At 68.7% G+C, this 10,797-nt stretch carries 10 protein-coding genes; 7 read left to right on the top strand and 3 right to left on the bottom strand.

All coding sequences use genetic code 11. The features are described from left to right. Positions 1-68: 68 nt before the first annotated feature. From ACYVII_RS01865 to nirB, 3 genes are read right to left on the bottom strand one after another with little or no spacing between them, the layout of a single operon-like run. Positions 69-1,208 carry a uroporphyrinogen-III synthase gene (locus tag ACYVII_RS01865; protein ID WP_460530080.1) on the bottom strand — a complete coding sequence of 380 codons (1,140 nt, stop codon included), beginning with the start codon at positions 1,206-1,208 and terminating at the stop codon, positions 69-71. Continuing rightward, entirely contained in the window at positions 1,205-2,038 is an 834-nt protein-coding gene (gene cobA, locus ACYVII_RS01860; protein ID WP_460530077.1) for a uroporphyrinogen-III C-methyltransferase, read from the bottom strand. Before cobA ends, ACYVII_RS01865 begins: the two co-directional genes overlap by 4 nt. Further along, positions 2,035-4,659 carry a nitrite reductase large subunit gene (gene nirB / locus ACYVII_RS01855; protein ID WP_460530074.1) on the bottom strand — a complete coding sequence of 875 codons (2,625 nt, stop codon included), beginning with the start codon at positions 4,657-4,659 and terminating at the stop codon, positions 2,035-2,037. Before nirB ends, cobA begins: the two co-directional genes overlap by 4 nt. A gap of 327 nt (positions 4,660-4,986) precedes the next feature. Here nirB and nirD point away from each other — a divergent pair, with 327 nt between their 5' ends. The 7 genes from nirD (at position 4,987) to ACYVII_RS01820 (ending at position 10,705) form a co-directional block, all read left to right on the top strand. Then, positions 4,987-5,367, top strand: a complete 381-nt coding sequence (gene nirD, locus ACYVII_RS01850; protein ID WP_460530071.1) for a nitrite reductase (NAD(P)H) small subunit family protein — start codon at positions 4,987-4,989, stop codon at positions 5,365-5,367. Between the two features lie 101 nt (positions 5,368-5,468). Further along, positions 5,469-7,106: an acyl-CoA dehydrogenase family protein gene (locus ACYVII_RS01845; protein ID WP_460530068.1), complete on the top strand. Its 1,638-nt coding sequence runs from the start codon at positions 5,469-5,471 to the stop codon at positions 7,104-7,106. A 31-nt stretch (positions 7,107-7,137) separates the two neighbouring features. Next, entirely contained in the window at positions 7,138-7,824 is a 687-nt protein-coding gene (gene trmD, locus ACYVII_RS01840; RefSeq protein ID WP_460530065.1) for a tRNA (guanine(37)-N(1))-methyltransferase, read from the top strand. Between the two features lie 97 nt (positions 7,825-7,921). After that, positions 7,922-8,413 carry an MFS transporter gene (locus ACYVII_RS01835; protein ID WP_460530062.1) on the top strand — a complete coding sequence of 164 codons (492 nt, stop codon included), beginning with the start codon at positions 7,922-7,924 and terminating at the stop codon, positions 8,411-8,413. 213 nt (positions 8,414-8,626) lie between these two features. Then, a complete protein-coding gene (gene rplS, locus ACYVII_RS01830) occupies positions 8,627-8,974 on the top strand; it encodes a 50S ribosomal protein L19 (RefSeq protein WP_460530059.1) in 348 nt (115 codons plus the stop codon). A 113-nt stretch (positions 8,975-9,087) separates the two neighbouring features. Next, complete coding sequence (lepB, locus tag ACYVII_RS01825) at positions 9,088-9,852, top strand: S26 family signal peptidase (RefSeq protein ID WP_460530056.1); 765 nt, start codon at positions 9,088-9,090, stop codon at positions 9,850-9,852. Between the two features lie 10 nt (positions 9,853-9,862). Then, positions 9,863-10,705 (top strand): ribonuclease HII, encoded by an 843-nt coding sequence (locus ACYVII_RS01820; protein WP_460530053.1) that lies wholly within the window; start codon positions 9,863-9,865, stop codon positions 10,703-10,705. Positions 10,706-10,797: the final 92 nt, after the last annotated feature.

The following is a 10,797-nucleotide window of genomic DNA, read 5'->3' as shown; positions in this document are numbered from 1 at the left end:
GCGCCGCGGGTAACCGCCGCGGAACGTTGTCCGCACCGGGCTCCGGTTCCGCGGTGAGGCGAGGCGGCTCACTCCTCCAGCACGTTGATCCGATACCCGCGCTTGACCACCGTCGACACCAGTCCCGGCGCATCGAGCACTGATCGCAGCCGGCTGAGCGCCATGTCGAGTACGTGGTCGTCGGGGGAGCCGACGAGGATGCGTGACAACCGGTCGCGCGGCACGACGGCTCCTCCCGCACGGAAGATCGGCCGGAACACGGCCAGCTGGGCCGGCGTGAGCGGCACGGCGCGTTCGCCGATCCGCACGACGGTGCCGCGCAGCTGCAGGTCGCCGTGCGCGGTTCGAAGTCCGTGTGCGCTGCGGCTCTCCAGCTCCTCGCAGACGAGCCGCACCAGGGCGCCCATGCGGAATCGCTCCGGCTGGATCGGCTGGATGCCTGCGGCAATCAGTGGAGCGGCCGTCACCGGTCCGACGACGGCCGGGATGACCTGGTTGGTGAAGGCATCCAGCAGCTCGTCGCGGCGCCCGTGTTCGTCTGCCGCATCCAGGAGCGCCTCGGCCGCGGGGGCACTGGTGAACGTGACGCAGTCGAGTTGGTCGGTACAGGCCGCCTCGATGAGCTGCTGCACTCGCCGGTCGGCCGCGTCGGGAGCGCGCCAGCGATAGGGGGCGACGGTGAGCACCTGGTGCCCCGCAGCGCGCAGCCGTTCCAGCTGGGCTTCATCGGTGTGCCCGTGTACCTGCACCACGATCGTGAGTCCCGGCTCGTACCGCTCGACCACCCGATCGACGAGGGATGCGGTGGTCTCTTCGTCGCTCATCCCTGAGTCGTCGAGTCCGGCAGCGCGTACACCGCCCCGTGCTTTCGGGCCTCGAACGAGGATGTCTGCGCTCGCCAGCGTTCCCAGCAGCGCGTCACCGAGCCCTGAGGCATCCGCCACCTCGAACCAGCGGCGGATGCCATACGCAGTCGTCGCCAGCAGTAACTGCGGCTCCGCGTCGATCACCGCCCTGGTGTCGGAGATGACCGGGTCGTCGGCATCGGCGTTCACGAGATGGATCGTCGGCGCGTGCAGCACCTGGGCGCCGCGCCGCTCGAACGCGTCGATGAGATCGGCGCTGCGTCGATCGCTCGTCACCCCGATGCGGAAGCCGTGCAGCTGGTCGGGCCGGAATCCGGGCACCGTGGCCGCCTCGGTCGTCATCGGGCCGACTCCGCGGATCCCACGCTGTACGACGAGACCGGTTGCCGCGCGAGCTCGTGCGCGCGCTCGAACTGCCAGGCGGCGACGTGGTCGCCTCCCGTCGCCAGGCGCACGACCTCGCCGATCACGATGACGGCCGGTGAACTGACACCTGCGACGACGGATGCCGTCACGATGCCGCCGAGGTCGGAGATCGTGGTGCGCTGGTCGGGCGCGAATCCGCGCTCGATCGCCGCGACCGGAGTGCCGGCATCCAGCCCGTGACGGGCAAGTCCGGCGACGAGACCGGGCAACGTGCCCACGCCCATCAGGACGACGATCGTCCCCCCGAGCCCGGCGAGGTGGCGGTGCTCGTCGTCGGTGAGCGGGGCGTGCCCCGACACGACGGTGAAGAGGTGGCTCACACCACGGTGCGTGAGTGGGATGCCGGCAGCTGCCGGCACCGCGGTGGCACTCGTCACCCCGGGAATGACGCGCACCGGCACGCCCGCCTTGCGGCACGCGGCCGCCTCCTCGCCGCCTCGTCCGAGTACGAAGGGGTCACCACCCTTGAGCCGCACCACGCGGCATCCTTCGAGAGCGTGCCGCACGAGCATCCGTTCGATCTCGTCCTGTGGAACAGCGTGATGGCCCGGCCGCTTGCCGACATCCACCAGCAGCGCGTCGGGAGCGAGTTCGTCGAGCCGTTCGTGCGGGGCGAGGCGGTCGTATAGCACGACGTCGGCGCGGCGCAGTGCGTCGAGGCCGCCGACGGTCATGAGGTCGAGACTGCCCGGGCCGCCGCCGACGAGAGTGACCTCACCCCCGGCGCCGGACGCATTGCCGCTCACTGTCGAACGCCTTCCCGGGCCGCTCCAGCATCCGCGCGTCGGGTCGAGGGCATGCCCAGCGCGACGGCCCGTTCGCCGGGTCGGGCGGGGCGTGCCTGGCCCCGTTCGATCACGCGGGGAATGCCGGTGTCGGGTGCGTCCGGTGCGTTGACGAAGGATCGGAAGCGTCTGAGCCGGTCGGGGTCGGCGAGGGTGGCCGCCCACTCGTCCTCGTAGTCGTCGACATGCCTGCGCATGGTCGCCTCGAGCTCCTCGGCCAGGCCGAGGGAGTCATCGACGACGACGCTGCGCACGTGGTCGAGTCCCCCGTCGAGGTCTTCCATCCACCGGGCGGTGCGCTGAAGGCGGTCGGCGGTGCGGATGTAGTACACGAGATAGCGGTCGATGTATCTGATGAGAGTCTCGTCGTCGAGATCCGATGCGAGCAGCTGGGCGTGGGCAGGCTGCATTCCGCCGTTGCCGCCGACGTACAGGTTCCAGCCCTCGGCTGTGGCGATCACGCCGACGTCCTTGCCGCGGGCCTCGGCGCACTCGCGCGCACATCCGGAGACGCCGATCTTCAGCTTGTGCGGGGCGCGGAGCCCGCGATAGCGCAGCTCGAGGCGGATCGCCATGCCCACCGAGTCCTGTACTCCGAACCGGCACCACGTGGATCCGACGCAGCTCTTCACATTGCGCAGCGCCTTGCCGTACGCGTGGCCGGACTCGAACCCGGCGTCGACGAGCTTGCGCCAGATGTCGGGCAGCTGGTCGAGACGCGCGCCGAACAGGTCGATGCGCTGGCCACCGGTGATCTTCGTGTACAACCCGAACTCCTCGGCGACAGCCGCGATGACGGCGAGTTTCTGCGGAGTGATCTCGCCCCCGGGAATCCGCGGCACCACGGAGTAGCTGCCGTCCTTCTGCATGTTCGCGAGGGCGCGGTCATTCGTGTCCTGCAGGGTGCCCCGGCCGCCGTCCAGGATGTAACCGCCGTGCTGGCTGGCGAGCATCGATGCCACCGCCGGCTTGCAGATGTCGCAGCCGCGGCCGGTGCCGAATCGGGCGACGATGTCGTCGAACGAGGTGAGCCCGAGCATCCGTACGCCCTCGAACAGCTCCTGGCGGCTCATCGGGAAGTGCTCGCACATCGCCGTCGACACGGCGATTCCCGCGGAGGAGAGCTCCTTCTCCAGCAGCTTCTTGACGAGCGGCACGCACGAACCGCACTGCGTGCCGGCACGCGTGCACGACTTCAGGTCGCCGAGATCGTGGCATCCTGCCCCGTCCTCACCTCCGGAGTGCACGGCGTCGCGAATGGCGCCGACCGAGACGTTGTTGCACGAGCACACCAGTGCGTCGTCGGGCAGATCGGTGCCGTCCGGCAGTTCGCCGCCTGCGCAGAGGTAGGCGGCCGGCTCGGCCGAGAGCTCGCGGCCGAGCAGCGGGCGAAGCGCCGAATAGGGTGCGGCGTCTCCGACGAACACACCGCCGAGCAGGGTCTTGGCATCCTGGGTGACGACGATCTTCTGGTACAGACCACGCGCGGGGTCCGCGTAGACGATCTCCAGGGCGCCGGATGTCGAGCCGAACGCGTCGCCGAAGCTGGCCACGTCCACACCGGAGAGCTTGAGGCTCGTCGCGTCATCGATCGTCAAGAACTCGGCGTCGCCGCCGAGCAGGCGGTCGGCGACGGTCTCGGCCATGGCGTTGGCTGGGGCGACGAGGCCGACGCAGCGGCCGAACACATTGGCGACCTCGCCGATCGCGAACACGTGCGGGTCGGAGCTGCGGCAATCGGTTCCGATCACGACGCCGCCCCGCTCGCCGAGCTCGAGTCCGGCTTCTCGCGCCAGCTCATCCCTGGGAGTCACACCGATGGCGAAGACCACGATGTCCGCTTCGACTCGCTGTCCGTTCGTGAGCTTGACCTCGCTCACACCGGCCTCGTCCACGAGGATCTCCTGGGGCCGGGTGCCGAGATGCAGCCGGATGCCCCGCCCCGCGATGAGGCGGGAAAGCGCCTGTCCGGCACCCTCGTCCAGCTGCGCCGACATGAGCCAGCCGCCGGAGTGCACGACGGACGCCTCAGCACCCAGCTGCGCCAGCCCGCCGGCCGCTTCCAGTCCGAGCAGACCACCGCCCGCGACGAGCACCTTCGGCGCGCGCCCCCGCCGCTCACGTGCGACTTCGCACTCGGCGACGAGGGCGTCCACGTCGTCGATCGTGCGATACACGCGGGCGTGCTCGCTGCCCCGGATGCCGGGGACCGGTGCGCTGGATCCGGTCGCGAGCACGAGATCGTCATAGGGGAGCCGCTCACCGTCGTCCGTGTGCACGATCCGCTCGTGACGGTCGATGGAGATCGCACGCACACCGGTGCGCAGGCTCACGCGCGAGTCATCCCAGACGGCGGAGGGCTGCAGGGTGAGATCCTCCTGGTCGTGCAGCCGGTGGCTCAGCGACACACGGTCATACGGCAGGTATGGCTCCTCACCGACGACGGTGAGATGCACGGCAAGGGCCTCGTCGCGGGAGGCGACGGCATCCACCAGCCGATGCGCAGCGGGACCCGCTCCGATCACCACCACCCGTCGCGGCCGGCCATGCATCTCGCCTGCGGTTGCGCCTGTGTTCGCCATGGGCGTCCCCCTCCCGACGGGCCTGCCGCGGATCGCTGCGAAGACACCGACCGCGTTCGCGGCCGGAGCGCACGGCCGCTGTGCCCGAACTGTGCTCGAGGCTATGAGTGCCCTGTTTCGAACGCTTTTCGTGGTTGTGAACAGCGGTTACGGCGCACCTTCAACCGCGTGGTGTGCACGGTGAGATGGACTTCACGCACGCGAAACACCGGTGCGATCGGCCGTAACACGCGACTCCTACGGTCGATCACGACATCACGATCGATGCCGCGACGGATGCCCGCCACACCAGCAAGGCGTTCGTCCGGCGGCCGAGAGGAGCGCACCATGACGCTGACCGTCGAGCGACCCGCGACCCGCACAGCACCGGATGCACCGCCGAATCCGTGGAAGCGGGTGTGCCGCGTCGATGACCTCGAGGCCGGATGGGGCGAGGCTGTGCTCGTCGCCGAGCGACAGGTCGCCCTCTTCCGTCTCGACGACCGCGAGCTGTACGCCGTCGACCACATCGACCCGAAGACCTCAGCACCGGTTATCGCCAGGGGAATCGTGGGATCGAAGGGCGAGCGCACCACAGTGGCTTCGCCGCTGCTCAAGCAGGTGTACGACCTGGCGACGGGGGAGTGCCTGAGCGAGCCTGGCCCCGCCCTCGCCACCTACCCCACCAGGATCGTGGCCGGCTACATCGAGATCGCACTCGCCGCCTGACACACCCGCGAGGGTGCGGGTTCTTCCCACCGAGAGTGCTCGTTCGTCCCGCCCCTGGGCGAGGATGGATGCGCACGCTTCGGCCGGAAGGACGGGTTTCGATGACGAGACCGGCACCGCACGTCACACACGAGGTCGCCAATCAGGCGCCCGATCGCGTCGGCATCGACGAGTTCACGACGAACGCGGCACTCGTCGAAGGCGTCGCCGAACACGATGCCGCGTGGGCGATCGCCGAACTGACGGAGATCGGCACGCTCGTCGGGAGCGCCGGCTTCCAGCGCGATGCGGAGCTGGCGAACGCTAACGAGCCGACGTTGCACGCGTTCGACAGGCACGGCATCCGCATCGATGAGGTCGACTACGACGAGTCGTACCACCGGATAATCGGCGCTGCGGTCGCCCATGGTGCGCACACCTCGGCGTGGGCGCGACCGCGACCGGGTGCCAACGTGGCGCGCGCCGCCGCGTTCATGCTCTTCGCGCAGGTCGAGCCCGGACACGCGTGCCCGATCTCGATGACGCACGCGGTAGTCCCCGCGCTGCGTCAGCAACCCGAGCTCGCAGCGAAGTGGATTCCCCGCATCCTGAGCCGCGAGTATGACGGCCGGCTCCGCCCCGGCAAGCAGGGCGCGCTGTTCGGCATGGCGATGACCGAGAAGCAGGGCGGCAGCGACGTGCGCGCCAATACGACGGTCGCCCGAGCCGCGGGCGACGCCTGGCTTCTGACGGGCCACAAGTGGTTCTGCTCGGCGCCGATGAGCGACGCGTTCCTCGTGCTGGCTCAGACGGATGACGGTATCGGCTGCTTCCTCGTCCCGCGCGTGCTCGACGACGGGACGCGCAACGTGTTCCGCATCCAGAGACTGAAGAACAAGCTCGGCAACCGATCGAACGCGTCGAGCGAGGTCGAGTTCGACGGCACCGTCGGATACGCGGTCGGCGAGCCAGGGCGGGGCATCCGCACGATCATCGAGATGGTGGCGCGCACGCGGCTGGACTGCGTGCTCGGCACGGCAGCCGGCATGCGGCAGAGCGTGGCAGAGGCGGCGTGGCACGTGCGACGCCGCGCGGCGTTCGGTCGCACGCTGATCGACCAGCCGCTGATGCGCAACGTGGTCGCCGACCTGGCATTGGAGTCCGAAGCGGCCACCGCGCTCGGGCTGCGCCTGGCGAGGGCGCACGACGAGGATGCCTCCGACTCTGATACCGCGTTCCGCCGGCTGGCCACCGCCGTGGCCAAGTATTGGATCTGCAAGCGCGGCCCGGGCCACGCGTACGAAGCCTTGGAGTGCCTCGGCAGCAACGGCTACACGGAGGACTATCCGCTCGCCCGCCGCTACCGGGAGCAGCCGGTGATGGCCGTGTGGGAAGGCTCGGGCAACGTGATCGCGCTCGACATCCTGCGCGTGCTGTCCCGGGAACCGGATGCCGTGGCAGCGGTCCGCGACGAGCTCGCCTCCGCTGCCTCCGCCGATCGTCGCCTCGCCGAGGCGCTGCGCTCGATCGATGAGCGACTTGCCCGGGCGTCCGCACGCGAGCCGGACGACGTCGCCTTCGACGCCCGCCGGCTAGCCGAGGATCTCGCGTTGGCGCTGCAGGCGGCCGTGCTCGTCAAAGGCGCTCCGGATGCCGTCGCCGACGCGTTCTGCGTCTCCCGTCTCGCGAACGGCGGCGGTGCACTGTACGGCACGCTGCCGTCCGGCGTCGACGTGGAGACGATCTTGGCTCGCGCCTGACGAGCGCCACGCCCCTCCTAGACTTCACGGTGTGCGCATCGACATCGTGACGATCTTCCCCGCGATCTTCGACGCGCTCGACATCTCGCTGCTCGGCAAGGCCAGGCAGAACGGCATCATCGACCTGCGCGTCACCGACCTGCGGTCGTACACGCACGACCGCCACCGCACGGTCGACGACACTCCGTACGGTGGCGGGGCCGGAATGGTGATGAAGCCGGAGCCCTGGGGCGAGGCGCTGGACGACGTTCTGCGTGACGGCGACCCCGTCGTCATCTTCCCGTCACCCGCAGGCGAGGTCTTCACCCAGGCCATGGCCAGGCAGCTCGCAGAAGAGGAACACCTCGTGTTCGGGTGCGGACGCTACGAGGGAATCGACCAGCGCGTCTTCGACGATGCGCAGTCCCGCGCCCGTGTGCGGCAGGTCAGCCTCGGCGACTACGTGCTGAACGGGGGAGAGGTTGCCGTGATGGCCATGGTCGAGGCCATCGCACGACTCATTCCCGGCGTGGTCGGCAACCCGCAGAGCCTCGTCGAGGAGTCGCACGAGGACGGCCTGCTCGAGTATCCGTCCTACACGAAGCCGCCGGTCTGGCGGGGCCGCGAGGTGCCGCCCGTGCTGCTCAGCGGCAACCACGGCGCGATCGCAGCGTGGCGGCGCGAGCAGCAGCTCGAGCGCACTCGCCGCGTGCGGCCCGACCTGCTCGACGAGGACTGAGCGTCTCTCGGGCGACTCCACCGCAGTCGCGTCACGCCCTGGGCGAACTCGCCCGGCTTCCCAGCCGATGCGCATAGCCGGCGCCTAGCCTTGCTGCATGGCGCTCCGCAGGGCTCTTCTGAGGTGGCAGCTGTTCGCCGTCCCGGTGCTGCCGCTGTGGCTCCTGGTGGGATTCGGCGTCTTCGGCGGCGGTGTCGGCGGGTTCTTCCTGCTCTTCCTCGGCTCCGGAGTGCTGTTCGTCTTTCTCGCCGTACTTGCCGGGCTCACGAGGTTGCGTCCTCGCGTTCGCGGGGAGAAGGCTCCGGGCTGGTGGGATGCCGCAGCCACACTCGCCTTCCATCTCGCCCTCGTGGGCCTCGGCTTCTTCGGTGCGACGGGCGTCGCGTTCGGCGTCGCCGCGGTAGTTCTCGGCCTCGCGACGTTCTGGCTCACCCTGTGGGAGCTCGTGCACGAGTGGCGCGACCGGGTCTCGTCGGCGGTGTCACGGGCATCCGCTGCCGATGCACGGCAGCAGGCCGCCGAAGGGCAAAGTCGACGTCGCGGACCGGACGACGGCGACGTGATCATCGTGCACGAGCCGGGTCGCTGAGCGCGGCCACCGGCGCGAATGCCGTGAGGCCGTTCGCCGTTTTGGCGGGGCATCCGCTTCATGGCAGAATGGAAGACTGTGCCGCGGCACGTGCTCTGCCTCCGGGGAGTCACGCACTGCGCTTCATGATCGAAGCGCGAACGGCACGACATCCAGATTCTTCATCCACTTGATCCGCGTTCGACCGGTGGCGGGCGCAGAGAGCGAATCATCATGCACATCCTCGACGCCGTCGACGCCGCCTCGCTGCGCAGCGACATTCCCGAGTTCCGGCCGGGCGACACCGTCAAGGTGCACGTCAACATCACCGAGGGCAACCGCTCCCGCATCCAGGTCTTCCAGGGTGTCGTCATCGCCCGCAGCGGCGAGGGCGTGCGCGAGACCTTCACCGTGCGCAAGGTCAGCTTCCAGGTCGGCGTGGAGCGCACTTTCCCCGTGCACTCGCCGGTGATCGACCACATCGAGATCGTCACGCGCGGTGACGTTCGTCGCGCGAAGCTGTACTACCTGCGTGAACTGCGTGGCAAGAAGGCCAAGATCAAGGAGAAACGCGAGGCGTAGGCCGCGCTCAACCGGAATCGCGATCCTGAGCTCCCGACCCCCTTATGATGGGGCGGGAGCTCAGGTCGTTGAGGGGCCGGCTCGAGTGTTCGAGGGCGGGAATTCACACACAGATGACAGACGAATCTCTGCCCGGCCGGCACGACGAGTCCCTGTCGAGGCGGTCCGACCGCGCCGCATCGGAGAAGAAGACCAAACAGCGCAGCATCAAGTACTTCCTGCGCGATCTGCTGATCATCTTCCTGGTCGCGATCCTCGTCTCGTTCCTCATCAAGACGTTCATCGTCCGTTCGTTCTACATACCGTCCGGTTCGATGGAGAACACGCTGCAGATCAACGATCTGATCATCGTGAACGAGCTCGAGCCGAACCTCATGCCGATCCACCGCGGCGACGTGGTCGTCTTCACCGACCCGGGTGGATGGCTGCCGCCGTCGACCGAGAAGAACACGAACACGAACCCGGTCGAGTGGGCACTGTCTCTGATCGGACTGGCGGCTCCGGACAGCGACGATCACCTGGTGAAGCGGGTGATCGGGCTGCCAGGCGACCACGTATCGTGCTGCAATGCGCTGGGCCAGTTGAGCGTGAACGGGTCGCCGCTGAACGAGCCATACATCAAGCTGCCACCTGGGGAGAACGAGGCGGCCTCGTTGCACTTCAGCGTCACCGTTCCCAAAGGCGATCTCTGGGTCATGGGCGACAACAGGTGGGATTCGCAGGACTCCTCCCGCAACCAGAATCTGCCAGGCAAGGGCTTCGTGCCCGAGAAGGATGTCGTGGGTCGGGCCATCCTGATCAGCTGGCCGATCAGTCGCTGGACCTGGCTCTCGAATTACCCGGACGTGTTCAGCGGCGTCGAGAGTGAGAAGAAGTAACGTCGAAGGCGTGGCAGTGAAAGCAACGGATGCCCGCACGCAGCTGGATGGCTCCGCGCAGGACAGCGCGTCGACCGAGAGCTCGCCGCTGATCCGCACGGCGACGAAGCCTGCCCGCAAGCGTAAGCGACTGCCCGCGCCCAACTACCGGTTCGAGACCGAGCTGCACACCGCGGGCAGCGCTGTCGTGATCGGATGCGACGAAGTGGGCCGCGGTGCACTCGCGGGCCCGGTGGCCGTAGGAATGGTCGTGGTCGATGCCGAAGTCGGCCGGTGGCCGAAGGGGCTGCGCGACTCCAAGCTGTTGCTGGAGCCCAAGCGCGAGGAGCTCGCTCCGCTCTGCATGCGGTGGGTGCGCCACCACGCGGTGGGGCTGGCGTCGGCGGAGGAGATCGACAGGTACGGCATCATGGCCTGCCTCGGCATGGCCGGAGCACGAGCGTTCGCGTCCCTGCAGGCCGCTGGTGCGCCGCTCGACGCGGGCACGATCATCCTCGACGGGAATTACGACTACCTGACGCGTGCACTTCCTATACGCGTGCCCGTGGTGTCGCGCATCAAAGCCGACCAGTCCTGTGCATCAGTGGCGGCGGCATCCGTCATCGCCAAGGTGCATCGCGACGCAATCATGATCGAGCAGGATGCCGTCATCCCCGGCTACGCCTGGGCGAGCAACAAGGGGTACGCGAGCGAAGCGCACTTCGAGGCCATCGACCGCCTCGGCCCGAGCGCACTGCACCGCCGCACGTGGCTGCACCGCGAGCGCACCGAGGTGCAGCTGGAGCTCGACCTCGGCGAAGAAGCAGACGCCGAGATCTCGACTGCGGACGGCGCCGACGAGACGGCAGCCTAGCTCTCTATCGCGGCTGCGCCGCTCATTGACTCAATCGGGCTGCACGTGCGAGCAAGCTCGCCCGCGCAACCCTCAATCGCCTCTAAGCTTGT

Source organism: Humibacter ginsengiterrae (assembly GCF_054780115.1).
Note: the sequence above shows the minus strand (reverse complement) of the source record. Positions and strands in the feature narration are given on the sequence as shown.

Excerpts from the sequence above, each read along its gene's own strand:
- ACYVII_RS01845 (WP_460530068.1), top strand. The coding sequence starts at position 5,469 with ATGACGAGACCGGCACCGCACGTCACACACGAGGTCGCCAATCAGGCG.
- lepB (WP_460530056.1), top strand. The coding sequence starts at position 9,088 with ATGACAGACGAATCTCTGCCCGGCCGGCACGACGAGTCCCTGTCGAGG.
- ACYVII_RS01865 (WP_460530080.1), bottom strand. The coding sequence starts at position 1,208 with ATGACGACCGAGGCGGCCACGGTGCCCGGATTCCGGCCCGACCAGCTG.
- nirD (WP_460530071.1), top strand. The coding sequence starts at position 4,987 with ATGACGCTGACCGTCGAGCGACCCGCGACCCGCACAGCACCGGATGCA.
- ACYVII_RS01835 (WP_460530062.1), top strand. The coding sequence starts at position 7,922 with ATGGCGCTCCGCAGGGCTCTTCTGAGGTGGCAGCTGTTCGCCGTCCCG.
- rplS (WP_460530059.1), top strand. The coding sequence starts at position 8,627 with ATGCACATCCTCGACGCCGTCGACGCCGCCTCGCTGCGCAGCGACATT.
- nirB (WP_460530074.1), bottom strand. The coding sequence starts at position 4,659 with ATGGCGAACACAGGCGCAACCGCAGGCGAGATGCATGGCCGGCCGCGA.